Origin of the sequence: Acutalibacter sp. JLR.KK004 (assembly GCF_036941085.1) — a bacterium.
Classification (GTDB): Bacteria; Bacillota; Clostridia; order Oscillospirales; family Acutalibacteraceae; genus Acutalibacter.
The window spans coordinates 589,218-614,120 of sequence record NZ_JAYMNQ010000002.1 but is presented as its reverse complement, the minus strand read 5'-3'; the positions used below and the strand labels follow the sequence as shown (position 1 = coordinate 614,120).

General features: G+C 52.5%; 25 protein-coding genes, 1 tRNA gene and 3 pseudogenes. 13 read left to right on the top strand and 16 right to left on the bottom strand.

Features of this window, described 5'->3' with window-relative positions:
* Positions 1–50 precede the first annotated feature (50 nt).
* Positions 51–1,253 (top strand): elongation factor Tu, encoded by a 1,203-nt coding sequence (gene tuf, locus VSQ30_RS17435; RefSeq protein ID WP_160643891.1) that lies wholly within the window; start codon positions 51–53, stop codon positions 1,251–1,253.
* 63 nt (positions 1,254–1,316) lie between these two features.
* On the opposite strand, the gene VSQ30_RS17430 is transcribed toward tuf, so the two are convergent.
* Positions 1,317–1,754, bottom strand: coding sequence for a hypothetical protein (locus VSQ30_RS17430; protein WP_334465911.1), 438 nt, complete (start codon positions 1,752–1,754; stop codon positions 1,317–1,319).
* Positions 1,755–1,869: 115 nt separating this feature from the next.
* On the opposite strand from VSQ30_RS17430, the gene hisH reads away from it, so the two are divergent.
* The 7 genes and pseudogenes from hisH (at position 1,870) to VSQ30_RS17395 (ending at position 6,691) form a co-directional block, all read left to right on the top strand.
* Entirely contained in the window at positions 1,870–2,502 is a 633-nt protein-coding gene (gene hisH / locus VSQ30_RS17425; RefSeq protein WP_334465908.1) for an imidazole glycerol phosphate synthase subunit HisH, read from the top strand.
* A 6-nt stretch (positions 2,503–2,508) separates the two neighbouring features.
* The gene (hisF, locus tag VSQ30_RS17420; protein ID WP_334465906.1) at positions 2,509–3,276 is read left to right on the top strand and encodes an imidazole glycerol phosphate synthase subunit HisF; all 768 of its coding nucleotides are present in this window, start codon (positions 2,509–2,511) and stop codon (positions 3,274–3,276) included.
* Positions 3,277–3,805: 529 nt separating this feature from the next.
* A pseudogene (locus VSQ30_RS17415) lies at positions 3,806–4,091 on the top strand (hypothetical protein); the annotation flags it as partial.
* A 390-nt stretch (positions 4,092–4,481) separates the two neighbouring features.
* A complete protein-coding gene (locus VSQ30_RS17410; protein WP_334465905.1) occupies positions 4,482–4,847 on the top strand; it encodes a DUF4258 domain-containing protein in 366 nt (121 codons plus the stop codon).
* Between the two features lie 402 nt (positions 4,848–5,249).
* Complete coding sequence (locus VSQ30_RS17405) at positions 5,250–5,723, top strand: helix-turn-helix domain-containing protein (protein ID WP_334465904.1); 474 nt, start codon at positions 5,250–5,252, stop codon at positions 5,721–5,723.
* Complete coding sequence (locus VSQ30_RS17400) at positions 5,713–6,435, top strand: ImmA/IrrE family metallo-endopeptidase (RefSeq protein WP_334465901.1); 723 nt, start codon at positions 5,713–5,715, stop codon at positions 6,433–6,435. The genes VSQ30_RS17405 and VSQ30_RS17400 overlap by 11 nt, the downstream gene beginning before the upstream one ends.
* Before the next feature lie 13 nt (positions 6,436–6,448).
* Entirely contained in the window at positions 6,449–6,691 is a 243-nt protein-coding gene (locus VSQ30_RS17395) for a hypothetical protein (RefSeq protein ID WP_334465899.1), read from the top strand.
* 168 nt (positions 6,692–6,859) lie between these two features.
* Here the strand turns inward: VSQ30_RS17395 and VSQ30_RS17390 are convergent, their stop codons facing one another.
* The 6 genes and pseudogenes from VSQ30_RS17390 to VSQ30_RS17365 all read right to left on the bottom strand — a co-directional run bounded on the left by VSQ30_RS17390 (position 6,860) and on the right by VSQ30_RS17365 (position 11,855).
* Positions 6,860–7,336: an RNA polymerase sigma factor gene (locus VSQ30_RS17390; RefSeq protein WP_334465897.1), complete on the bottom strand. Its 477-nt coding sequence runs from the start codon at positions 7,334–7,336 to the stop codon at positions 6,860–6,862.
* 81 nt (positions 7,337–7,417) lie between these two features.
* Positions 7,418–7,846, bottom strand: coding sequence for a sigma-70 family RNA polymerase sigma factor (locus tag VSQ30_RS17385; protein WP_334465896.1), 429 nt, complete (start codon positions 7,844–7,846; stop codon positions 7,418–7,420).
* Between the two features lie 421 nt (positions 7,847–8,267).
* Entirely contained in the window at positions 8,268–8,636 is a 369-nt protein-coding gene (locus tag VSQ30_RS17380; protein WP_334466087.1) for a metal-dependent transcriptional regulator, read from the bottom strand.
* Complete coding sequence (locus VSQ30_RS17375; RefSeq protein ID WP_334465893.1) at positions 8,633–10,012, bottom strand: MATE family efflux transporter; 1,380 nt, start codon at positions 10,010–10,012, stop codon at positions 8,633–8,635. The genes VSQ30_RS17380 and VSQ30_RS17375 overlap by 4 nt, the downstream gene beginning before the upstream one ends.
* Positions 10,009–11,220 (bottom strand): annotated as a pseudogene (locus VSQ30_RS17370) (cation diffusion facilitator family transporter). The gene VSQ30_RS17375 and the pseudogene VSQ30_RS17370 overlap by 4 nt, the downstream one beginning before the upstream one ends.
* A 65-nt stretch (positions 11,221–11,285) precedes the next feature.
* Positions 11,286–11,855, bottom strand: a complete 570-nt coding sequence (locus VSQ30_RS17365) for a TetR/AcrR family transcriptional regulator (protein WP_334465891.1) — start codon at positions 11,853–11,855, stop codon at positions 11,286–11,288.
* Between the two features lie 169 nt (positions 11,856–12,024).
* Here VSQ30_RS17365 and VSQ30_RS17360 point away from each other — a divergent pair, with 169 nt between their 5' ends.
* The gene (locus VSQ30_RS17360; RefSeq protein ID WP_334465890.1) at positions 12,025–12,396 is read left to right on the top strand and encodes a helix-turn-helix domain-containing protein; all 372 of its coding nucleotides are present in this window, start codon (positions 12,025–12,027) and stop codon (positions 12,394–12,396) included.
* Positions 12,397–12,422: 26 nt separating this feature from the next.
* Here VSQ30_RS17360 and VSQ30_RS17355 read toward each other — a convergent pair whose 3' ends face one another.
* From VSQ30_RS17355 to VSQ30_RS17330, 6 genes and pseudogenes are all read right to left on the bottom strand, one after another.
* Complete coding sequence (locus tag VSQ30_RS17355) at positions 12,423–12,722, bottom strand: hypothetical protein (RefSeq protein ID WP_334465888.1); 300 nt, start codon at positions 12,720–12,722, stop codon at positions 12,423–12,425.
* Between the two features lie 11 nt (positions 12,723–12,733).
* Complete coding sequence (locus VSQ30_RS17350) at positions 12,734–13,105, bottom strand: TnpV protein (protein ID WP_334465885.1); 372 nt, start codon at positions 13,103–13,105, stop codon at positions 12,734–12,736.
* Between the two features lie 16 nt (positions 13,106–13,121).
* Positions 13,122–13,280, bottom strand: a complete 159-nt coding sequence (locus VSQ30_RS17345; RefSeq protein ID WP_334465882.1) for a hypothetical protein — start codon at positions 13,278–13,280, stop codon at positions 13,122–13,124.
* On the bottom strand, positions 13,255–14,139 hold the full coding sequence (locus VSQ30_RS17340) for a recombinase zinc beta ribbon domain-containing protein (RefSeq protein WP_334465881.1): 885 nt from the start codon (positions 14,137–14,139) through the stop codon (positions 13,255–13,257). Before VSQ30_RS17340 ends, VSQ30_RS17345 begins: the two co-directional genes overlap by 26 nt.
* Before the next feature lie 41 nt (positions 14,140–14,180).
* Positions 14,181–14,426: pseudogene (locus VSQ30_RS17335) on the bottom strand (plasmid recombination protein); the annotation flags it as partial.
* Positions 14,427–14,754: 328 nt separating this feature from the next.
* Positions 14,755–15,789 carry an AAA family ATPase gene (locus VSQ30_RS17330; RefSeq protein ID WP_334465879.1) on the bottom strand — a complete coding sequence of 345 codons (1,035 nt, stop codon included), beginning with the start codon at positions 15,787–15,789 and terminating at the stop codon, positions 14,755–14,757.
* Positions 15,790–16,691: 902 nt separating this feature from the next.
* On the opposite strand from VSQ30_RS17330, the gene VSQ30_RS17320 reads away from it, so the two are divergent.
* From VSQ30_RS17320 to VSQ30_RS17305, 4 genes are all read left to right on the top strand, one after another.
* Positions 16,692–16,766: transfer RNA gene (locus VSQ30_RS17320), tRNA-Thr, on the top strand.
* A gap of 267 nt (positions 16,767–17,033) precedes the next feature.
* Complete coding sequence (locus VSQ30_RS17315; RefSeq protein ID WP_502876309.1) at positions 17,034–18,728, top strand: DAK2 domain-containing protein; 1,695 nt, start codon at positions 17,034–17,036, stop codon at positions 18,726–18,728.
* A 141-nt stretch (positions 18,729–18,869) separates the two neighbouring features.
* Positions 18,870–20,900, top strand: a complete 2,031-nt coding sequence (recG, locus tag VSQ30_RS17310) for an ATP-dependent DNA helicase RecG (protein ID WP_334465874.1) — start codon at positions 18,870–18,872, stop codon at positions 20,898–20,900.
* A gap of 39 nt (positions 20,901–20,939) precedes the next feature.
* Positions 20,940–21,407 (top strand): GNAT family N-acetyltransferase, encoded by a 468-nt coding sequence (locus VSQ30_RS17305; RefSeq protein ID WP_334465871.1) that lies wholly within the window; start codon positions 20,940–20,942, stop codon positions 21,405–21,407.
* Positions 21,408–21,576: 169 nt separating this feature from the next.
* Here VSQ30_RS17305 and VSQ30_RS17300 read toward each other — a convergent pair whose 3' ends face one another.
* The 3 genes from VSQ30_RS17300 to rimO all read right to left on the bottom strand — a co-directional run bounded on the left by VSQ30_RS17300 (position 21,577) and on the right by rimO (position 24,901).
* Positions 21,577–22,746 carry a hypothetical protein gene (locus VSQ30_RS17300; protein WP_334465869.1) on the bottom strand — a complete coding sequence of 390 codons (1,170 nt, stop codon included), beginning with the start codon at positions 22,744–22,746 and terminating at the stop codon, positions 21,577–21,579.
* A gap of 230 nt (positions 22,747–22,976) precedes the next feature.
* A complete protein-coding gene (pgsA, locus tag VSQ30_RS17295; RefSeq protein WP_334466085.1) occupies positions 22,977–23,546 on the bottom strand; it encodes a CDP-diacylglycerol--glycerol-3-phosphate 3-phosphatidyltransferase in 570 nt (189 codons plus the stop codon).
* Between the two features lie 2 nt (positions 23,547–23,548).
* Complete coding sequence (gene rimO, locus VSQ30_RS17290) at positions 23,549–24,901, bottom strand: 30S ribosomal protein S12 methylthiotransferase RimO (RefSeq protein WP_334465867.1); 1,353 nt, start codon at positions 24,899–24,901, stop codon at positions 23,549–23,551.
* Positions 24,902–24,903: the final 2 nt, after the last annotated feature.

Genomic DNA, 24,903 nt, shown 5'->3' with positions numbered 1-24,903 from the left:
CCATAAGAGCAAGAAAAGCATTTTGTTTCAATAAAAGGAGGCAAATCCCAATGGCAAAGGCAAAATTTGAAAGAAATAAACCCCATGTCAACATTGGCACCATCGGCCATGTTGACCACGGCAAGACCACTTTGACCGCTGCTATCACCAAGGTGCTGGCTATGAAGGGCGACGCTGACTTCATGGATTACGCCAATATCGACAAGGCCCCCGAAGAGCGGGAGCGCGGCATCACCATCAATACCGCCCACGTGGAGTATCAGACTGACGCACGTCACTATGCCCATGTGGACTGCCCCGGCCACGCCGACTATGTGAAGAACATGATCACTGGCGCTGCCCAGATGGACGGCGGCATCCTGGTGGTTTCCGCTGCTGACGGCCCCATGCCCCAGACCCGTGAGCACATTCTGCTGGCCCGTCAGGTGGGCGTACCCAGCATTGTTGTGTTCATGAACAAGTGCGATCAGGTAGACGACGAGGAGTTGCTGGAGCTGGTTGAGATGGAAATCCGCGACCTGCTCAGCGAGTACGAGTTCCCTGGCGACGACACCCCCATCATCAAGGGTTCTGCCCTGAAAGCTCTGGAGTGCGACAGCAAGGATCCCTCTGACGAGACCTATGCTCCCATCCTGGAGTTGATGAAGGCTGTTGACAGCTATATCCCCACTCCCGAGCGCAAGGCTGACCTGCCTTTCCTGATGCCTGTTGAGGACGTGTTCACCATCACCGGACGCGGCACTGTGGCTACTGGCCGTGTGGAGCGTGGCCAGCTCAAGATGTCTGAGGAAGTTGAAATCGTTGGCCTCAACGACGAGACCCGCAAGTCCGTTGTTACCGGCATTGAAATGTTCCGCAAGCTGCTGGATTACGCTGAGGCTGGCGACAACATCGGCGTTCTGCTGCGCGGCATTCAGCGCACTGACATCGAGCGCGGTCAGGTTCTGGCTAAGCCCGGCTCTATCAACCCCCACACCAAGTTCAAGGGCCAGGTGTACGTGCTGACCAAGGATGAAGGTGGCCGTCATACCCCCTTCTTCAACAACTATCGTCCTCAGTTCTATTTCCGTACCACTGACGTTACCGGCGTTATCTCCCTGCCCGAAGGCACCGAGATGTGCATGCCCGGTGACAACGTTGTGATGGACGTTGAGCTGATTACTCCCATCGCCATTGAAGAGGGCCTGCGTTTCGCTATCCGTGAGGGTGGCCGTACTGTTGGCTCCGGCGTTGTTACCGCTATCAATTCCTAATCTGGGGGTTCAAATCTTTCTAAAGCAAAACGAGCGCGGCCCGTAAGGGTCGCGCTTTTTGTTTTAGACTGTTTTTAGGTGAAGCTCCCGGCAAAAAGGTTCAAAATAGGGAGTGCTGCTCAAATAAATATCATTTGAATAGATCATAACACTCTGATCTGTAAAGGTTAGGCGGGAAAGTTCCCGGCCTTCCTGGCTATATAGCATCATGTAGCGTTCGCTAAGGCATCCGGATATGTTGCTGCGGTCATAATATGCCTGGTAGCGGAAATAGTTGATGATGGACATGAGCGTGTCGATCGTTTCCCGGTCAGTGATTTCCAAATCCGAAGTGCCTCTGCGGACTACTACGATACGACCCACATCTTCACTGCCAATCTGCAAAACCTTGGCAAAAGAGCGTCCATAACGCCACAGGGCCATGATTACCAGCATAGCAAGGAGAAGAGTAAAAGCTACGTAAATCCGCCGTTTCCAGTCTTCTTTCACAGTATTTTTCATGGAAGCACCTCCTTTGTAGAAAATTTTACCACACCCCTGTCCCGAAGTAAAGCCCGCTTGCCAAACGCCAGGAAAAATGGTATAATTCCTTTACTAAAGCAGAGAGGTGAAGTTTATGATCGCCATCATCGACTACGGCGCGGGGAACCTGCAAAGCGTGGAAAAGGCCCTGCGCTATATCGGCTGCGACTGCCAGACTACATCTGACCCCGCTGTGCTTCTAGCTGCCAAAGCCGCCATCCTCCCCGGCGTGGGGGCTTTTGGAGACACCATGGAAAATCTTCGCGCCCAGGGACTGGAGGAGCCTATTAAAGCATACATTCAGAGCGGCAGGCCCTTTTTGGGCATCTGTCTGGGCCTGCAGGTTCTCTTTGAAAGCAGCGAGGAATCCCCCGGGGTGCCGGGGCTGGGGGTTCTTAAGGGGAAGATTGTGCGCCTGCCGGAGGGACCGGGCTTAAAAATCCCCCACATCGGCTGGAACAGCCTGGATATCCGGAGGCCCGGGGGACTGTTTGCAGGCCAGGGGGCGGATCCTTTTGTGTATTTCGTCCACTCTTACTACTTACAGGCAGAGGAGGATGTAGTTACCGCCACAGCGGAATACGGTGTTACCATCCATGCCGCTGTGGAGAAGGGGAATCTGTGGGCCTGCCAGTTCCACCCGGAAAAGAGCGGCGAGGCTGGGCTGCAAATGCTGCGCAGCTTTTGCGGCAAGGTGGAGCAGGAGGTTAAAATTCAAAGGGGGTAAGGCTATATGTATGCCAAGCGGATTATACCCTGCCTGGACGTAAAAGACGGGCGGGTGGTAAAAGGCACTGGCTTTGTGAATATCCGGGACGCGGGAGATCCGGTGGAATGTGCCATCGCCTATGACAGGCAGGGTGCGGACGAACTGGTGCTTTTAGACATCACGGCCTCCTCCGATGCCCGGAACATTATGGCGGACGTGGTGTCAAAGGTAGCGGACAGCGTGTTTATTCCCTTTACTGTGGGGGGCGGCATCCGCACAGTGGAGGATTTTACTGCCATTTTGCGGGCTGGGGCCGATAAGGTGGCGGTGAATTCAGCGGCGCTGAAAAACCCGGAGCTTATCACCCAGGCGGCGAAGAAATTTGGCAGCCAGTGCGTGGTGGTGGCCATGGACGCCAAGCGTCGGCCTGATGGCGGTTGGACGCTGTATTTAAACGGAGGCCGGGTGGACACAGGCGTGGATGCTGTGGAGTGGGCCGCAAAGGTACAGGCCCTGGGGGCCGGGGAAATCCTGCTGACCAGTATGGATCAGGACGGGGTGAAAACCGGGTATGACTTGGAACTGACCCGGGCTGTGTCCCAGGCGGTTTCTATCCCAGTGATAGCCTCCGGCGGCGCGGGGGCCATGGAGCACTTTTATGATGCCTTTGTTAAGGCCCAAGCAGACGCGGTGCTGGCAGCTTCCCTGTTCCACTACAAGGAGATGACCATACCGGAGGTAAAACGGTATCTGGCAGGCCGGGGCGTGCCTGTGCGGCCGGCAGGGGGATAGAAAAAAAGAGAGGGCATCACAGATGTAAGTTTTTATGAAGAGTGAGAAATTCAGGGCGGGCCTGCTTTTCGATGTGCAAGAATATGGAAAAACTCGAGAATCTGCATAAATACTAGGTTTTTCGCGGAAAACGTATGCGTATGGATGGAAATTTTGCAATCTTGCAAAATGGGATTGCAAAATTTTTTTCCCATTTTGGCCCCGAAACGGCCTGTGCAGCCTCAACCCGCAAACCGTAAAAAAGAACCCCATCAAACCGTTTAAATATGCGCCCGCAACCTTTAAGAAACCGAATAAATCGAGAATTGGCGCGTTTTAAGCGGCTTTTAAGAAAATAACAAGCCCATTAAGCAAACGCATACAAACGCCGCTTAAAGGGCTTGTTTGAAAATAGAGGCAATGACGAATTTTCGGTTAGAAGCGGTCAGATTCCAGGAAAAAACCGCAAGCCAACCTGGCGGTTGACGAAGATTTTTGACGCGGAAGATGGCCGCTTCTGGGCAAAAGACAACGTTTTCGGTTTTTCAAGCAAGTCCTAATCTCCACCATTATGAACGCCGCCGGCTTCGGTTCGGCACAGCAGACGGTACTGCCCTCGGAAATCGTGACGGCGGTGGAGGACTGCGGCTTTTTCGAGAGCATCCCCCTATGGGGCGGTGACGCTTATTGGCGGGCTTTTTATCACGGTGCTGTCATTCATTCTGATTATGTTGGCGTACGGCAGGTTTTTCAAGCTCTGCCTATACACCGCCATTGCGTCCGTTCCGCTTTCCACCTTTGCAGGCTCACCGAGCCAGAGTGTGGGAATGCAGTTTAGCAGCGTGCTTTTTCCAGAGAAAAGGACACATCTTTTAAGGCATCAACTTGCCCCTCAACAATCGCCTTTGCTAATGGCAGTCCAAGTCCAATCCCTTGACTGTCTGAAGTGTTTTTACATCAGTAAAATTCCATTAGAGAACATTTAATTAATGCCTTTTGCCCTGCAGTATACTCCACAAAGTATTGGATATAATGTGGGATAGTGTAAATGGGATAACGACCAGGAACAAGATACTTTTTCTTGTCCCTGGTTATTTTTACTCCCTCATTTAGAGGAGACAAACCTTGTATCTCAAAGGCACAACAAATTTAGTCAAGGCACTTGACTTTTATTTCACCGTATGTTATAAAGTATTATAAATTATTATAAGAAAGGGATGGTACTTATGCCAATGACACAAGCCGATCTGCCTGATATTCGCCGGTTGGCTTCGAATGGAGCGTTTTCTTTTACAGGGCACGCTTCTCAGCAAATCATTAGTCGAGGTATTCCCTATGATGATGTGGAAGATATCTTGACGAGTCAAACAAACCAGATTATTGAATGTCAATCTCCATCTTGTATGCCTGGGAAGGCGCACACAAATGAACGAATTCTTCTTTATGATCCGAAAAGCCGCGTTGATGCAATTGTGGTTTTTTGCCTATTATTTCTGCCCACCCCAGAGATTCGAATTATAACGGTGGAAATGGTCGATGCTGCCATATGGATTCGTCGAGACGGGCAAATCCCTTGTCTTATACGGAGATAGGTAAAGAAATCCATGAATACATATTCGTAGTTAATCCTTTTCACAGTATTCATAAATCTGTACAGGTTTGTGGGCCGATGGTTTCGATTAATGTTGGCCAATCCTTACTGGAACTTAGTGCCCTCATCGGCCTACACCTGGAACGGGTATTGCCCATATCCATATAATGAAGGGCGATAAAAATATCGCCCTTCACAGAGTGAAATATCCATATATTACCACGCCTTTCTTCTGAGTAAAAGGGACGGTCACATTACATATCATATTTTACTGTGGTAGATTAAGCATAATCAGAACAGAAAGTGTCAATCCTGTTTCAAACAATTTATATTAAATTACTAACATTTTTCTGAACAAGTTTTTTCAATAACATTTTCATACGGCAACAGGAGGAGGACAACCGTGAAGGAACTTAATTACAAAATTTGCAGTGAATGCGGGGGCAAAATGTTGCCACATACTATGTCCAAAATATTTCAAGTAAACGGAAAAGAAATTGAAATCAAAGGGATTGAAGGATATCAGTGTAAAGATTGTGGGGAGGAGGTTTTTACAGCAAAAGAAATTCGTATGATTGACAGATTAATTCGCGCTATAGATGATCGACCAGTTTTGGACATATTAAATTTAGATGAAACTGCAGAATATCTTCGTGTAAGCAATCAAACAGTTTATAATATGATTCGCGATGGAAGAATTAGAGCATATAAGGTTGGCCGGGAGTGGCGCTTTTTGCGAGCGGACATAATGGCTTATTTAGATTCTACCGCCAATGAAAGTGTACTTTCTATGGCAGCTAAAGGAGGCAGCATCGATAAACATGATTTAGATATCATTAACAAAGAAATTGCAAAAAGGAAAACAAATGATGAATAGTGTTACCATTCGGCAAGCATTGGAATTTATCGGTCTCCTTTCAACGTCTCCCAGCAATCCTTATAATCTTTGTAATACTTTTGGAATTGAAGTTATCGATAATGAACCAATAAATAAAGATGGATATTTGGTTTGTGACCGAGGATGTAAATTAATTTTTATCAGTTCAAATATTACAAATAGGCATCGTAAAAAGTTTATTATTTCGCATGAATTAGGGCACTTTTTATTACATCGTGAAAAGCTTTACTGTTGTACAGATATTTCTGAGATCGGGATATCACAAATTAATAGTAATTGTCAGGAAAACGAAGCCAATTACTTCGCCTCGGAATATCTTTTGCCGCAGGAACAATTATTAAGGATGCTACCACACGAATCAATTAGATTTTCTGACATTTTTAAGATTGCTGCACACTTTGATGTATCTGTAACTATGGCAGCAATGAAAGCCACACGTCTTTCAAATGCGGAAGACGAAATACTTCTTTGCTATAAAGGTCAACAGTTGAAATGGTTCTCGAGCGGAGATACAGGCCTTTGCTATAAAATGCTCCCTCAAAAATGTCCTGTCGATTTAACAAGAGCCCCCTTAGAAGTTGATATTGGCGGGGTTTGGGATACATTGTATGAAGGCACAGTACATCAAGAAGTTTTTAATCCATTTGAGGATCAGCGATTAGTTCTTTTATCTGGAACACGTTGCTTATGAAAGGGGAATTTTAGTGAATACAAAAATGAGTAGCTCCATACTCGCATCACAAGCATCAAAGGTACTGCATAACAAAAATGCATCAGCAACACAAAAATCATTGGCTGCAAGCGTTTTGTCGCAAAGGAATCGTCGTAATCAGACTGGTGCTGTAATGGAGAAGAAAGCTTCGCGTATATTACAAAGTGATAAATATTCTGCTCAAACAAAAAGTTTTGCCGCCAGTGTTCTTTCTCAATCAAATAAGGAACGGTGATTATTTGTCAAAACCATAAGTAGTGTCACTTTTCGATTAAGCATAAAGCACCTATCTACCGCGCACTATTTGGTAGATGGGTGCCTTTGCAATTTAGCGTCCTATACCCTAAACCATGTGTAGAACAAAAATGACTATTCTGTGATATTTTCCTAAATAATGTCCCTATTATCCAATTCGATACTTCACTATCTCTGCCCTTATTTTCTCCCTTGCCCGAAGAACAGAATGCCTTATTGACTGCGGCCTACAATGCTCCATTTCACCAATTTGGCGATAGTTGAAGTCATACTCATGGTAGAGCAGGAGCCGCCGCCGCTGGATTTCAGGGAGGGCGGCAATGGCCTTGTTGATTAGCTCCCGTTGTTCTGCGTCAAAGATCAATTCCTCAACACTTTTGGGCACTCTGAACGCCCGGTTATAGAGTGTTTCGTCCCACAAGTCTGACGCTTCTTGGTGCCGCCAATTGGATTGTTGGAGGTTACGGTTTTTGCGCTCCATCTGCCGAAATTCTACAAAGAACGGCTCGGATACCTCCAAATCATAAAATTCACCTTGACCATCTGTAAAGCTGATAAAGTACAACGTTTCGCCATCGCTACGCACCTCTGTCCGAAGCGTATAGACCTTATCCATGAATGTCATTCGCCCGTCCTCCTACGAAAAAGCTGGGTGAGAGGACTTGACCTCTCACCCAGCAGCCCGTGGGGACGTGCAATTTTGGAGTTACTCTTGGAATTTTTTCAATTTCTTTTTTAGTGTCGCTATACGCTTATAGATAGCATCCGTAGACAGGTGGACGAGTACAGCGATTTCATTGGTGGAATACCCATTCATTTTCAGCAAAGCAATTTGTAGGGTGAGCTTGTCCACTGTCAGCAGGGTTTTGAGCAGTTCCGCATTTTCAATATCGTTCAGCAGATTTTCCACTGTATAAATCTCGGTTGGTGCTTCGTTGGTGGCAGCGCAATCCAAGTATGTACCTGTATCCTGCAATTTCTCATAAAAGCACCTGTCCGAATTGAACATAGCCCTGTCCCAAAGGCGAAGCTGTTCGATTGTGCGTTCATCCATGCCGCAGGCCCGGAGTACCTTTTCTTCAGCCAGTTTCCAACGCTGCCATTTTCGTTCTTCCTTGCCATGATTGTATGACACGGCTGTTTCCTCCTATCTGAATTTTGAAAGTCCAGATAGGAGGGGCGGGGAGCGGCACCCTACTAAAGAACAAGCAACTGCATCTATCTGTAAGAAACAGACAAGTGCAGTTGCTTTGTTAGATATATTGATATGATTTGAGAGTTCATAGTTATAGGCGGAATAACCTCTTGTGGCTGTCAGGATTTTTTTGACAAATCAATCCTCACTGGATATGCTGGAAACGCTCTATGCTCCACAGCGGCTACCTCCTATCAGCCGCCAGTTCCACAAACAATCGGACGGCGGCTTTCATCTCCGAAAACCGCCGTCCGATTTGGCATCATGTAAATTGGGCGCAGGAAATTAGCTGCCTCGACCAACGGTTTTTTTCTTTCCCGTTGGGGGCAGTCAATTTGCGTAACAGCGAAACCGATGTTCGCTAATCGGTCTGCTGTGCTTTTTCTTTCAGCTTTTGAAATGACAGGTCGCTGATTGCGTGTTCTATCTGGTGGGCGTCTTGCTCTGCTGTTTCCTGATCGACACCAGCAGCGATTAGCTGCTCCATGAAAAATTGGCGGCGTTCATAAATCTTTTCAGCGACTGTTTGCCCTTTCTCGGTTAGACAAAGACAGCCGTTTTCATCTATGACCAGAAATCCGCCAGTCTGCAGGTTCTTTACCGCATGGCTGACACTTGGTTTTGAATATCCCATATGTCCGGCAAGGTCAACCGATCTGACACTTCCCCCTTTCTGGTGGAGTATCAAAATGGCCTCCAAGTAGTCCTCCGGGGATTTACCTAATGTCAGGTTGGTTCACCCCCTTGTGGATATGCAGATGTTTCTACGGTTAAAGCACGATTGATTTTGATTGCAAAAATGAAAGTAACTGCGGTTGTCAGCAAGTCGGCTGCTGGCTGAACCCAAATGACCCCGGACAACTGGAACAGCCGAGGCAGTATGTAGATCAGCGGCAGGAAGAAAATTCCCTGTCGGCTCAAACTCAACAGTCCACCCACCAGACTTTTTCCGATGGAGAGATAAAGGCTTGCATATACCATCTGAAAACCAAAGGTGATAAACAGAACTGCGTTCAGCCGGAGGGCCTTGCCTGCCAGATTTACCATTTCTGCATCGGTTCCAAAAATGGATACGATTGGTTCTGCAAAGGCAAAGAGTACGATAGCCGCGATCATGCCGAATGTTGTAGACCAAATCAGACAAAGGCGGATGGCCTTTTTCAGCCGGTCAAATTGCTTGGCACCGTAGTTATATCCGGCAAACGGCTGGAACCCTTTCAAGAAACCAAAGACAATGTAAGTCCCGACGGTCATAATACGGATCACAGCCCCCATTGCCGCCACGGCGTAGTCCCCATAAGGCTTTGCCGCGCTGTTGGTAAGTCCCATAGACGCGCTGGCAAGAAGCTGGAACAGAAGCACAGGAATACCGATTTTCAAAATCTCGCCCAAAAGCTGGGGTGAAAGACGGATATTCCGAAGCGACAGCCGTAGAACCCCTTGCTTTGTTGCTATGTACCCAATATAAAGGGCCATGTTGACGCCCAGCGAAATCACCGTGGCGATAGCCGCGCCCTCAATGCCCCAATCCAGGGCGTAAATCATAATCGGATCTAAAATGATGTTGATGATAATGCCGGTGAGCATAGAGATCATGGTGAACCGGGTAGCACCCTGCGCCGTCAGAAGGTTGTTCATTGTGACGGTAAACACATTGATGATGGAGCCAGTCACATAGATTTGGGCGTAGGCTCTCGCATAAGGCAAAATCGTATCAGTTGCCCCCAGCGACATCAGCACAGGGTCGAGGAATACCATAATCCCTGCGATAATGACCGCTCCTACAAAAATGCTGGCAAAAAGAGCGGTGGAGGCGGTTCGATTGGCTTCTGCGTTATCTCCCTTTCCAAGTAACCGGGAGATATAGGACGATGCTCCGGCCCCAAACATCATCCCCAAGCCAATAACGATCTGTACGATGGGAAATACAACAGACACCGCCCCCATCTGGCTCATGCCCAGGCCGCTCACAAAATAGGCGTCGATGGCGTTGTAGAGTGCGGAGATCAGCATACCGATCATGGTCGGTATGCCTAACTTCATCAACGAGGCCGCTACCGGCTCGTCCCGCATGATGCTGATTCGGTTGTTGCTTTGCTGGTTCATTTGTTGTCCTCCTGATTTTTGGATTTATTTCGACGGTGGGAACCATATCGCTCCCGCCGAAGAATACTTTTGATGATTGTACGGTATTGAGGATTTTCGCTCTCTAATTCCATTTCAATCTCCCGACAAATGACTTCCTCGCTTTTTTGCAGCTCAACAGGATAGAGAAGATCGAGTGAAATTGTGGTATAGCCGCCGCTTTCAATCAGCCGGAAATGGTCTATGCTGACCTTGCCGCTGTACTTTTGTAGAACAAATTTGACTTTATCCCGCAAATATGCCGTCACCCCATCGTCATCTATGAGATAGTCCACTTGGATGAAACAGTCACAATGAAACTGCTGGTATAAGGCGCAGGATATTTCGTGAATTGCGTTGTAAAGCTGTTCGCCGTCTTTTCTGTACCCCTCAATTCGCAGAGAGATCACGAAATAGCCGAACCCATAATCATGCACCATCAGATTCTGTACCGCCGCAATTTCCGGGTATGCTTCAACAGCCCGCAGAACATCGTCAATGATACTCTGGTCGGTGGCTTGGCCCATGACCCGCCCCAGCACTTCCCAAAGGCTTTTTGTCCCCGCAATCACAATAAAGGCAGATACCAATACGCCACAGTAGCCGTCAATCTGCCAGCCTATCATATGGCTGATTACCGTTGAGAGCAAAACCGCTCCCGTAGCGGCGGCATCGCTGATACAGTCCGTGGCAGTTGCTTTCAGCGTTTCAGAATTTGTAACTTTTGCAAACTGCTGGTTGTAAAAATACATATAGCCTTTTACCAGGATGGACAGCGCCAGGATGATTACGGTTGCTACGCTGAATAACGGCGTTTGAGGGTGGAGGATGGATTGGAGAGAAGTATGGATTAGCTGGCCTCCCATCAGCACCACAGCAAGGGAAGCGAAAATCCCCATAATTCACTCAAACCGCCCGTGGCCGAACGGGTGAGTGCTTCCCCGGCCATACCGCGCGATCTGGAACCCTAAAAGCGTCATCAGTGAAATTCCTGCGTCTGACAGGTTGTTAAATCCGTCCGCTGATATGGCAACCGAGTGACTGAAAAGCCCGGTCACAATTTTGGCCGTACACAGGAGCAAGTTCAGGATGATACCCGCGATGCTTGACAAAGACGCATAGGCCCGTTTTGCGGCGGCGTCAGATGTGTTCGTTTTGTTTCTAAAATACAGCTTGATTAGTTGAGCCATCATAGACTGTTCCTCCTTTATATTGAACGCAAATTCAATATTGTTCAATAAAAAAAGGAACCGGCCTAAAGGCCGATTCCAGACAAATACATTTTGGATAACTTATGTAAAATCATAATTGCCCATTCCTTTCCCTTGTAGTGGTACATAATCTGCATGAGGCCGTCCACAAAATTGTTTGCGATAATGTGGATGAAAACTGCGTCTGCGGTGGTATCGTCCCGATGCTCCAGCAAGTGAGCTTCTATGTCTTTGACAAAACGCTCTTTCTCACATTCATACTTTGTGCCGCCGCTCTTGTCAATCAAGATGATAAATTCTTTTCGATGGTCAAATAAGTTTAGCAGACATTCCGTTTCAGCCTTGCTCAACCCATAGATTTCTGTGCCTAAGTGTCTGCTTTCGTTTTTCTCACCGGCAGTCAACACCCGCTCCCAATCATACAGCACAGGGCGGAGAATGGCATCAAATAAGTCGGCCTTGTTTTTGTAGTAAGAATAGATAAGGCCGGTAGGGATCTGCGCTTTGGCCGCGATACTACGCATAGCAGCCAGTTTGTAACCTCTATCAAAAAATTCATCTAAAGCCGCAGCAAGAATTTTCTCTCGTATTTCATCTTTCAATACTTGTGCCATAGCGACCTCCAATATTGAATTTATGTTCAATTATAATCAGGAGTGAAGATTTTGTCAAGTTCTTTTTTACTTACACAAATAATATGAATTATTTTAGCCACTCAATAGAACTGTATAGACATATTCAAAGCAAAAGAGGAACGGTAGAATGTAACAGGGTGATATGAATATGGCAAAAAGGCCAGTACCACGATATGACTTTAAGGCTTTTGGGGCAGCAATCAAAGCGGCGCGGCTGGAACGTAAAGAGAGCCGGAAAAAGGTATGTGACGAGATGTACTTATCCCCGCGCTATCTTGCCAACATTGAGAACAAAGGCCAGCACCCAAGTCTGCAAATCTTTTTCGAGTTAATGCTGCGCTACAACATATCGGTTGACCAATTCCTTTTGGAACGGCCCACAGGGAAGAACACCCAGCGCCGCCAGCTTGATGTTCTGCTGGATGGTATGGGTGATGATGGGCTGCGGATCATGACCGCAACAGCAAAAGAAATCGTGCAGATTGAACAGGCCCAACCAAACGGACAGGAGGACGCTTGACCGCACCCTCCTGTCCCGCTCTGTCGCTATTGCCCCATGCACTTGGCCCGGAGCAAATCACACTGCCTTTTTATCTCGGCGGTTTCCTGTTCGGTCAAATCCCGCTCATTGTCGGTTATCTGATCTTCCATGAAATTTGCGTAGGTATCTAACAGACTATCCATCAAAATTTCCGGGGTTTCCATATATCTGGCCTTGTACCAGTCGTTCCTTTTCGGTTCCCAGGCCATCAGCGTATAGCCGTGGCTGGTGGTGATGACCTCATAGAGCGGGTCTTGTTGCAGATAATCTCCGAAAACCTCTAATACCTTTTCAAATGTCAACATAGATAATCCCCCTAAACATAAATCAATTCCGCCAGAATGACTTCCTCCGCCTGGGCCTTGCAATTATTCATCCGGCCTACCCATTCCATTTGATTTTCAGTCTTTAACTGTTCCGTTATGCCCTGCCTCTGTGCGTAATTTTTTACCAACTGAAAGAACATTTCCTCGGCCTGCCGGTCAATATCGGCAAGGTAATCATGCAGCCCGCCGCCCATCCAGAGGGCCGTGTAAAGGGTCTTGCGGTGCTGCCTGATATACCGTAGGTGCCGCTGGCCCCACACCCCTACCGGCTTTTCTTCAGCCGGTAGAGCAAGGCAGGGGAGCCGGTAATCGCCCCGCATCTCATATGTACCGCCCATCCGCTCAAAAAGAGATTTTTCCATTGTAATACCTCCATCATCATATTTTTACTGTCTTTGCACTGACTGTCTTTACCAGCAGTTCATCCACGCAATCGGTGTAGCGGCCCTGGGCGATCAGCTTGTTGCGGAATTCGTTCAGATAGAACACCAGCCGCCGCCACTCCGCTTCATCAAGATACAAGTAACGCTTTTTCATTGTCCGCCCCTTTCTTTCGGGAGGGATGTTTCAGCACCCTTGCCCTGAAACACCGCTCCCCTATGTAACCGCCGAAGCGGTAACAGATACGGATGGTCTGCTCCACTCCGTCATCTGTCGCCGCCCGGTCAAAAACCTCAATGCGCTCCACAAGGAGATTGAGATTTTCGGCGGTCAATTCCTGGATACCGGCGTACTCCGCCATCAGGTCGGCCCACTGTACGGCATTCTGCCGGGTGTCCCTGACCTCCTGCATAGCCCGTTCCAGCGCGTCGATCTGCTCCAGAAGCTGGGCCTGCTCCGCCTGATACTTGTCCACCAGCCGGGTGAAATTGTCGTTGGAGATACGCCCGGACAGGGAATCCTCATACAGCCGGTCAAACATCCTGGTCACTTCGTCATAGCGTTTCCGAGCCTGTTTCAGCTTGCCCTCGCTGCTTTTCGCCTTGCTGCCCTCCGCTTTGTCGTTCATCCTGACAGCCAGGGCAACGGCCTTGTCCCTGTCCTCAAATGCAAGCTGGGCATGATACTGAATATCGGCTAAAACCGCGTCGTATAGGTCGTCGTAAAAAATGCGGTGGTCGGTACACGCTTTCGTGTTATGGGCATAGGTGGTACAGACGTAAACCCTGTGCCGCTTTCCCGTCCAGTAGCGCAGACCCAGCGCCTTCCCGCACGTCCCGCACTTCACCAGCCCGGAAAAGATAGATACAAAATTGTCCGTAGTGTCACGCCGTCGGCTCAAAATTTTGGCGTTTGCCCCGTCAAAAACCTCCTGTGATACCAGCGGCTCATGGGTGTTGTCCACCCGTATCCGCTCGGCTTCGGGAACCTTTTTGTATTTTCCGACCTTAAACACGACTTCTGTTTTGCACATCACTGTATGGCCGAGGTAAACGGGATGAGCGTTTCCACCAGCATCACGCTGTCCCGGCGCACCCGGCACCCCGCCGCCCCTGTCTTGCGGTTGATCTCCTTTTTGTAGGTGTACCGGGGCGGGGCCACAAGATGATAATTCTCCCTGGAACGCTCCATGTCAATATCCGGGTTGCTTTTGTAGGCTTCTTTTTTCCGCTCGTTGTGGCGCTCACAGGCTGCGACAGAACCGGCCTTGCGCTTCTGGAAGCGCAGTATCGCATAGGGCATGGTCATCCCTCCAATCGAAATGTGCGGGCAGACCGGGGGAGCGTCCGCCCGTCAGGTTGACAGCGGTGACGGCGGTGACGCTTATTTTGGGATGCCCCCCCGCCGCTGTCACCCTGACGGGAGAACACCCCGGAAACGCATGGTGCAGGGACAGGGCTTTCCTCGCGCCACGGCTCGGAAAGTGCCACCCCTGCGGCCGAAAAAATCTCCGATTTTTCCGGCTGCGTTTCCAGGGTGTAACACACTACACCTTGCAAGCAAGGCCGTGTGCCAGACGTTCCCTCTGGACTCCCTTTTTGCGGGGCTGCGCCTCGCATGACCCTCCGGGTCACAGGACAGGGGTGACGGCTGCTTCCACCTTTGACGGCATCCCGGATAAGCCGTCACCGCTGTCAACACCGTCACCCCGCGAAAGAACGATGCGCCGCCCCGTCTTGGTGCGGCGGTACACATAGCGGACGTTGTTCTGGCGCAGGATGGTGGCGTGGTACTCGTTCAGCAGCTTTGTGATGACGTTGGGCGCGGTGTCCGTTTCCCCCATCTGCGTCAAAAGCTCGGTGGCCGTCCCCGACCACTCCCACCGCCCCTCCATAAAGGCCACCAGCCGAAAAAGGATAGGCGGCACCTCCGCCGCAAGCTGTTCCTGGGATTTCCGCTCCACCAGCTCCCAACTGCACTCACGGAAACGCAGGGTGAACTCCTGGTATTCAATGTCCCTGCCGATGGCGTAGAGGGCGGCGGTGTCGGACGCCCGGTGTTCCTTTTCCAGCACAAAGGTGGCGTCCGCGCTGCCGGTCAGCCCCGTTGTCCCCGATACCCGGTTGAACACGTCGCTGTCCCCCTGCTTGCGGATGTGGTGGACGACCACCACGGCCAGGGCGTGCCTGTCCGCAAAATCCTTGAGCAGCGATATGTCCCCGTAGTCGTTGGCATAGGCGTTGTCCTTGGACGCGGTTCGTACCTTTTGCAGCGTGTCGATGACGATGAGCCGGGTGCCGGGGCGCTCCTTGAGATAGTCCTCCAACTGGCCCACCAGCCCGTCCGTCAGCTTGCAGCTTGCCACGGCAAAGCGCAGGCGCTCGCTGGCTTCATCGGTCAGCCGGAATAACCTGTCCTGGATGCGATAAAAGGTGTCCTCCAAACACAGGTACAGCACGTCCCCCGGCGCGGAAGGCAGCTCCCACAGGGGCCTGCCCTCCGACACGCACAGGCACAGCTTCAGCATGAGCCAGCTTTTCCCGATCTTCTGTGCCCCGCAGAACAGCGACAGGCCGGTGGGGATCAGGCCGTCCACCACGAAGCTGGGCTTGTCAAGCGGCTGATACAGCAGCGTGTCCGCGTCCACAGTTTTCAGCTTCTTCACGGCGGCACCTCCCCCGGCGTTTTTTCCTGATATGAAACATAGGCGTTTCCTCCTTTGAAAATTCACACCCCGCGTTTGCGGGATATGTAACGCAGACCGCCATACGGTTCCCCGCCCAACTCTGGCCGGGTTTTCTCTGCCGGCGCTATGCGCGAATTAAGCAGCAGGTACGCTCATGTCATGGCACACTATCTACTGCGGCAGGTATCTCTCTGACGGCTGCTATTCAGTTTTCAAAAGAGGAATGTCGTTCCATCTGTTTACTCACGAATAGCCGCTTTTGAAAGTCTACTCCGCAAAATTTCCAGAGGAAATAAAAAAGCGCCTGCCCTTGGCCCAAAGGCCAAAGGCAAGCGCCTGTTTCCTGTTTATGTTCTCTAAAAAAGTTTTGCATCGGTAAAACCCCTTAAATATGTGGTGTATATCCACCTGAGCAATACCGTGTCCGTTATCTGTAATGGATATCTGAATCATAGCAGGAGTCCCGTTCCCACGATATTGTGATTTTCCCTCCCGCATCTGTATGGTCAAGTGTGTTTTTGACAATGTTCTGCGGCTGTAAGCTTTAATATCTTTCCCTTTAACAAGACAAAGCTGCCTAAAAGTCTATCTTGATATCGCTACATTCCATACCTGTTCCTTGATTTAACAATCCTGTCCACCGCAGCAACGCTCGGATGCGTGAACATAGCTCGCCCAACTTAAACGGTTTTGTTATGTAGTCGTCACCGCCGCAATCCAGACCACGGATAATGCTGACTTCTTCATCGGAAGCTGTCAGAAAATAATCGGTATCTGGCTTCCGTTCTTTCGCGCCTTTTCACATATCGCAAATTCCTCACAAAAATTTTCCGGATATCTTGACAATCTGAAGGGAGTCGGATATAATAAAAAAAACATGCGCTACTGTGGCTCAGGGGTAGAGCAGCTCACTCGTAATGAGCAGGTCGTCGGTTCAAATCCGACCAGTAGCTCCACTTTTATTTTTAGAGTAAAATGCACCTTGTTTGTAGAGGGCGAACTGTTGCGTGGGGTGCAGGGGTAAGCAGAAGGGTCAGCAAAACAAATAAATTGCAGGGCAGGCGCGGATATTTTCCGAGCCTGTTCTTTTATGTTTTTCCAAACCGCCAGGGAAAAAGTGCTGCTGGCGCATTGTATTTTACAGGTGGGTGTGGTACAATAGGAAAAAGTATGGTTTAAAAACGGAAGCAACGATGGAATTAGAGAGTAAGGATGTGTTTCTTGTGATACAAGGCTATCAGTTTAAAAACGCGGTTATTTCAGGTTCCAACCATATCGCAAAATACAAAAAGCAGGTAAACGAGCTGAACATTTTCCCTGTGCCTGACGGCGACACAGGCACCAACATGTCTATGACCGCCGGGGCCGCCGCCGATGGCGTATCCGCCCTTTCCGAGGATATAGGCATAGGGGAGGCCGCCAAAAAGGTTTCCTCCACCATGCTGCGCAATGCCCGGGGCAACTCCGGCGTTATCCTTTCCCTTTTGTTCCGGGGCCTTGCAAAGGGCCTGGAGGGCCTTCACGAGGCTGGGGCCGGGGATTTGGTGAAAGCTTTGGAGCTGGGCGTGGAGGAAGCCTATAAGGCTGTGATGAAGCCCACGGAGGGCACCATGCTCACAGTGGCCCGGGTGGCGGCGGAGCGGGGCCGGGAGGCCTTGGAAAACGGCACAGAGGATCCGGTGCAGGTGTGGGATGCTGTGTGCGCGGGTGCCGGGGACGCTTTGGAGGAAACCCCGGAGCTGCTGCCGGTGCTGAAAAGGGCTGGCGTGGTGGACGCAGGCGGACAGGGCGTGTGCCTGATTTTTGAGGGGATGCGCAGCGTGTTCCGCAGCGGCATTATCATTGAATCCGGGTTAAGCGAAGAGGAAAAGGCCCAGGAGACGGAAGCGTTTTTCCGCAATGTGGCGGCAGAGTTTGACAGCGAGATAAACTTTACCTACTGCACAGAGTTCATTGTAGGGCGGGATCCGGAAATTAAGAAGGATCCTTTGGATCTCCGTCTGTTCCTGGAGACTATCGGCGACTGCGTGGTTGTGGTGGACGATGAGGAGATTATCAAAACCCACGTGCACACAGAGAATCCTGGCAACGCCCTGCAGGCGGCTTTGCAGTATGGCCAGCTTTTGACAGTGAAAATAGAAAACATGAAAGAGCAGCACCGGAAGGCTGCGGAGGAAAACCAGGCCCGCAAGACTGTTTCCGGCGCCCAGGCGCAGCCCAAGCCCGCTTTGGAACAGCAGGCTCCTGTGGAGGAGCTGGGCTTTGTCTCCGTGGCGGCAGGAGAAGGGCTTCGCGGCCTGTTTATGGAGCTGGGCTGCGCTGTGGTGGTAAGCGGCGGGCAGACCATGAACCCCAGCACAGAGGATTTGCTCCAGGCTGTGCTGGCCACCCCGGCAAAAACCGTGTTCATCCTGCCCAACAACAAAAACATTATCATGGCTGCCGAGCAGGTAGTTCCCCTGGTGACGGACAGGGAGGTTGTAGTGCTGCCTACCCGCACCATCCCCCAGGGCGTTTCCGCCATGCTGGCCTTTGACCCGGACGGGGACGGGGAGGAAAACCGCCAGCACATGATGGAGGCCGCCGGGAACGTGGATACAGGCCTTGTCACCTTTGCCGCCCGGGATTCGGAGTTTGGCAGTTCCACCATCCGGCAAGGGGATATTTTGGGCCTGAAGAACGGCAAGCTGGATTATATTGAGAAAGATCCTGTATCCGCCTGTGTGCGGGTGGCCCGCTCCCTTGCCAGAAGGCACGAGGACACCTCCTTTATCACCTTGATTTACGGCGAGGGCATTACAGCCCAGCAGGCGGAGGAAGCAAAACGCCTGTTGGCAGCAAAGGTCAGCAGCGATGTGGAGATTACGCTGGTAGACGGCGGACAGCCTGTGTACTACTTCATCATCTCTGTAGAGTAAGCTTTCCTGAAACCGGAAACGAGGAACCCTCCTGTGGGGGGTTCCTTTGCTTTGCGGGGCTTTTTCCGGGGGCCTTTTTAAGGAAAAGGCCCCCGGCCCCCCAAAACCTTCAAGGGAAGGGCGCAAAAAGGAGGTGGCTGCGTGCCGTCGCTGTATGGGATGGAAATTGAAAAGCTGAAAGGCGTGGGGGAAAAGCGGGGCAGGCTTTACCGGAAGCTGGGCGCGCCCACAGCGGGGGATCTGCTGCGGATGTACCCCCGGGCCTATGAGGACTGGGGAAGCCCCCAGCCCATTGGGGAGACCCTTCTGAATGAAACCGGGGTGGTGCGGGGCACTGTGCTGCGAAAGCCTCGGGAAACCAGGATACGGGGCGGGATGACCCTGTACAAAACCCTGGTGACAGATGGGGCGGAGGATTTGCAGCTTACCTTTTTTAATAACCGCTATATCCCCATGCTGCTGCGGGAGGGGGAAACCTACCTGTTCCGGGGGCGGGTGACAGGCAGCCTGCTGCGCAGGGAGATGTCCTCCCCGGAATTTATAGCAGAGGGGAAGGCGAAGGCCATTGTGCCCGTATATCCGGCCACCCAGGGGCTGACCTCCCGGATGATTTGCTCTGCCATGGAGCAGGCTCTCCGGCTTTTGCCGGAACAGGTGCAGGATCCCCTGCCGGAAAGCCTGCGGGAGGAACTGGGGCTTGCCGGGCTGGGGGAGGCCCTGCAGGGGATACACTTTCCCCAGTCCAAAGAGGAGCTGGCGCTGGCAAAAAGGCGGCTTGTTTTTGAAGAATTCCTGGTTTTGCAACTGGGGCTGCTGCACATGAAAAGCGGCAGGAGCGCGGAAAACCTCCACCCAGTGCCTGAAGGCTTCCCGGAAGCCTTTGCACAGCTTCTGCCCTTTGCCTTAACAGGGGCACAGCGCCGGGCCATCACCCAGGCCATAGGGGACATGGCAGGCCCCGCCCCCATGAACCGCCTTATCCAGGGAGACGTGGGCAGCGGCAAAACCGCTGTGGCGGCGGCCCTCTGCTGGGCGGCGGCACAGCAGGGATACCAGGCGGCGCTGATGGCCCCCACGGAAATTCTGGCACAGCAGCACTTTGCCTCCCTGTCGGCCCTTTTAGGCCCTGGGGGCGTGCGCTGCGCCCTGTTTACAGGCTCTATGCCTTTGGCCCAGCGCCGGGAGCAGCAGGCCCGGCTGGCGGCGGGGGAAATCCAGCTTGCCATTGGCACCCATGCCCTGTTAAGCGAGAAGGTGGCTTTCCGCGACTTGGGCCTTGTCATCACAGACGAGCAGCACCGCTTCGGGGTGAACCAGCGCTCCGCCCTGGCAGGCAAGGGCGCGGCCCCCCATCTGCTGGTGATGAGCGCCACCCCCATCCCCCGCACCCTGGCCCTGCTGATGTATGGGGATCTGGACATCTCCATTTTAGACGAGCTGCCCCCCGGGCGGCAGGCGGTCAGCACCTATCTCATTGACCCGCCCAAGCGGCAGAGGGCCTTTTCCTATATCCAAAAGCACCTGGAGGCCGGGCGGCAGGCATATCTGGTGTGCCCTCTTATTACAGAGGAGGATGGCCTCTCCCTGATGAGCCTGGAAAAATACCGGGATATTGTTTCCCGGGCCTTTCCCGGGGCGCCTGTGGGGGTGCTCCATGGAAAGATGAAAAACAGCGAAAAGGAACAGGTGATGGAGGCCTTTGTAAAGGGGGATATCCGCCTGCTTCTTGCCACTACGGTAGTGGAGGTGGGGGTGGACGTGCCCAATGCCGCCATTATGCTGATTGAAAACGCGGAACGCTACGGCCTGTCCCAGCTTCACCAGCTTCGGGGCCGGGTGGGCAGGGGGAAGCACAAGTCTGCCTGCATTCTGGTGACAGACGCCCAGAACGAGGACACCCTTTCCCGCCTGCGGCTGTTCCGGGACACCCGGGACGGCTTTAAAATTGCGGACGCAGACTTGAAGCTTCGCGGCCCTGGCGATTTTTTCGGGGCGCGCCAGCATGGCCTGCCCCAACTGAAAATTGCGGACATGGCAAATGATATGGAGACGCTTCTGCAGGCCCAGCGCTGCGCCCAGGAAATTTTCCCCCGGCTTTCCGAGCCGGAATACCGCCCCCTGCGTGGGGAAATCCGCAGGCTGTTCCAGGACGGGAACCAGGTGGTGCTGTAAAAGGCAGGCAGTTTGTTTACTTATAAAGGAGGGAGCGCTGTGATAATTCGCAGGGCAGTTTTAGAGGATGCGGACAGGCTAGTGGAAATGCGCCGGACTTTCCAGCAGGAGGCAAAGGGGAACCCGGGCAGCGAGGCTTTTGCCCGGTCAGTGAAAGCGTACATGGAAAAGCATATCCCCGCAGGCACCTGTATTGTGTGGCTGGCAGAGGAAGGGGAAGAGGTGGCCTGCTGCGCCATGCTTTCCTGTGTAGAGGAGCTGCCCACCCTGGCAAACCCCGGGGGCAGGAAGGGGTATCTTCACAATGTGTTTACCCTGCCGGCATACCGCAGGCAGGGGCTGGCGGAGAAGGTTGTGAAGGGCTGCCTGCAGTCGGCTAAAGAATGGGGCGCGGGCCTGGTGCATTTGGGGGCCACCGCGGCGGGCAGGCCCCTTTATGAAAAGCTGGGCTTCCAACTGCTGGATGGCGAGATGGAGCTGGATCTCCAGGCGGAATCCGCTTTGTAAGCCAGGGAGAGGTTTTGGGGGTTCAAGCATAAACGTTTACCACCGGGCTGGCGGGGACTTATAGTAAACGCATTTCAAAAGAGGCAGAATACCTCTTTTCAGGTGCGTTTACTATAAAGCCCAAAAGAAAAGACGTTTTGGCTTTTGCCAAAGCGTCTTTTTTCTATGCCTATTTGGAATCCTTGCCCAGCAGCTCCCGGAGGATTTCATCCGTGTCATAGGGGTTGTGATCCGCGGGAGGCGCGCTGTGGGCAGGCGGCTTTTGAGGGGCGGGCTGCTGGGACTTCTGGGGAAGCTGGAACTCCTCCGTATACAGGCTGTCCTGAACCGGGGCGGTGTAGCTTCCCTGGGGGAGATCGAATTCCTCAGTGTAGAGGCTGTCCTGGGCAGGGGCCTCATAGCCGTCATAAGGCTCTGGGGGCCGCTTTGCCGGGATTTCAAATTCCTCGGTGTACAGGCTGTCCTGGAGGGGCGCGGCTTCATAGCCGTCATAATATACAGGCTCCTGCTGGGGCGCGTCGAACTCCTCGGTATAGAGGCTGTCCTGCTGGGGTGCGTCGTCGTAATAAGGCTCTGGCGGCACAGGCGGCGCAGGCGCATGGGGCTGGTGAGGGGGATATGCCTCTGGCTGGCGCTGCTCGGCCACGGCTATCTCTTCAAAAATGCCGTCCCGCTCGTCCAGCCGCCTGTTGTGGAGAAACAAGGCCAGCAGCATGATAAGGCCGATAACCCCGAAAAGGGCGCTGGCGGCCCCGCCGTAAAAGAGGGTGATGGACATGGAGTTTGCCTTCTGGTTTAAGCGGGCAAAGGTGAAATAGTTAGGTTCCAGGGAATCGGATGCCCCCGCCGGCGCAGAGGCGCTGCTGGAGCCGGAACTGTTCAGGGAGAGCTTGGGCCTGCCCACCTGGGGGCGGGAGGTGCTGGGGCTGCTGGCGGAACGCCGGGGCGTGGGCTGGGGAGTCTGGACAGGGGCCGCAGGCTCGTCATACACAGGAGGCGGCTGGCTGGAAGGCTCCTCGTCGGGAGGGGCGGAAGAAAAATCGACCGGCGGCGGGCTGGAAAGCTCCCCGCCTACGGGATCGGAAGAGAAGGGCGGTTCGCTGGACACGTCGGGCGGATCAGAGGATACAGGCGGATCCACCGGGGGATCGCTGACAGGAGGGGGATCCGGCGTGATGTCCTCCCCGCCGGAGATCGGCTCATCCGCAGCCATCGGGGGAAGGGTTTCCTCGTCTGCAAAAGCCAGGGAGGGAAGGGCTGCCAGCGCTAAAAAAAGGCTTAACAGCACAGCCGCCAAAACCCGGATTCTTTTACCGCGTTTTTTTTTGTTTTGCTTCATTGCCACAGGAACCATTTTTCAACCCTGCCTTTTCTTAAAAAATCATGGTATAGTTAACGCGGTTTAAAAGAGGCAAATGCCCCTTTAAACCAGACGGCAAAGCCGCCCAGCTTTAAAATCGGTATGTACCGATTTTAAAGCGCGTTTATTATAGGCCATTGTCTGACTCTGGGATATTATAGCACACAGGGCCTGGCAATGCAACAGAACAGTCCTGGGAATTGACATTTTCAGTCCAGCAGCACCTGCCGGTTGTCCTTGATATAGATAAACCCGGAAAGCAGGGTGGCGGCGGCAACGGCCCAGCAAAGGATCTGGGTAAGGAGGGAGACAAGGCCCGCGCTGTCCGCCGGGGCGAAGAAGCAGGCAAAGTAATAAAAAATGATGGTGAGCATTTGCAGCACGGTTTTTACCTTGCCCCACATGTTGGCGGCGATAACCCTGTCTTTCGCTGCGGCTATCATCCGCACCCCGGCTACCGCAAATTCCCGGAACAGCACCAGGGCCAGCACCACAGGATGGCACACCCCGTCTACCACCATGTAAATAAGGGCGGCGGTGGTGAGCATTTTGTCTGCCAGGGGATCGGCAAATTTCCCGAAGTCTGTTACCAGGTTCCGCTTGCGGGCCAGGTTTCCGTCCAGATAGTCCGTAAGGCTGGCGGCCGCAAACACCAGCCCGGCAAGCAGGCTGTACGCGGGATGAAAGTCTGCCTGCCCGTAATGGGACAGGGCGGCAAATACCATGAACACCGGCACCAAAAGCGCCCGGGCCAAAGTCAGCTTGTTCGGCAGGTTCAGCTTCATAGGTGTGATTCCTCCCCCGTGTTTTTTGGCAGGGAACAGCCTACAGGCTCCCCATCCATGCAGTCTTGAATGCGGACTTCCACAAAATCTCCGGGCAGGGGATCTTCCTCTGCTGTGAAGTATACCCGGCCGTCTACGTCCGGGGCGTCCATGTAGGAGCGCCCGAACCAATACCCGCTTTCCTCCTCAAAGCCCTCTGTAAGCACAGTGAGGGTTTTCCCTATGAGGGCGCGGCCTTTTTCCTCCATAATGGTAAGCTGGCTTTCGGTGATAAGCGCTGCCCGGCGTTCCTTGACCTCTTCCTCAAGTTGCCCTGGCAGGCTTGCCGCGGGGGTGCCTTCCTCCTGGGAATAGGGGAAGCAGCCCAGGCGCTCGAAGCCCACGTCCTTTACAAACCCTGCAAGCTCCTCGAAATCCTCTTCCGTTTCCCCGGGGAATCCGGTGATAAGGGTGGTGCGCAGGACAACCCCCGGCACCTTTTCCCGGATTCTTTTCATCAGGGCTGTCAAGCTTTCCCTGTCCCCCCGGCGGTTCATAGCCGAGAGGACTTTCCCGGAGGCGTGCTGGAGGGGAATATCCATATAGGGCACAATTTTCTCCTCCCGGGCCATGGTTTCCAAAAGCCCGTCGGTGATGGAGTCGGGATAGCAGTACAGCACCCGCAGCCAGCGAAGGCCCTCTATGGGGCACAGCCGGGCGAGAAGCTTTGAGAGGGAATATTCCCCGTACAGATCCAGGCCGTACCGGGTGGTGTCCTGGGCGATGAGCACCAGTTCCTTCACGCCGCCGGCAACAAGCGCCCTGGCTTCCTCCTCAATGCTTTCCATGGGCCTGCTGCGGTAACCGCCCCGGATGAGGGGGATGGCGCAGTAGGTGCAGCGGTTGTCGCAGCCCTCGGCAATTTTCAGATAGGCGGTAAAGCCCGGCGCGGAAAGCCTGCGGGCCCCGCACAGGGGCATGGCGGACTTTTCCGGGAAACGCTCTAAAAAGCCCTTTTCCAGCATTTCCTTTACGCAGGAGGCAATGTCGCCGTTTGCGCCGATGCCGAACACCCCGTCCACCTCCGGCAGCTCCCGGTGGATTTCCTCCTGATACCGCTCGGCAAGGCAGCCGGTGACCACCAGCTTCCCGATGGCCCCCTCCGCTTTTAGCCGGGCCAGCTCCAATATGGTTTCAATGGATTCCTTTTTGGCGCTTTCAATAAAGCCGCAGGTGTTAATGAGCACGATGTCCGCCTCTTCCGGCTCCGCTGGCGTGAACCCGCCGGCTTCCAGCGCCGCAAGCAGCATTTCCCCGTCCACCTGGTTTTTGGCGCATCCCAGGCTGATAATTCCTACTGTTTGTGCCATAT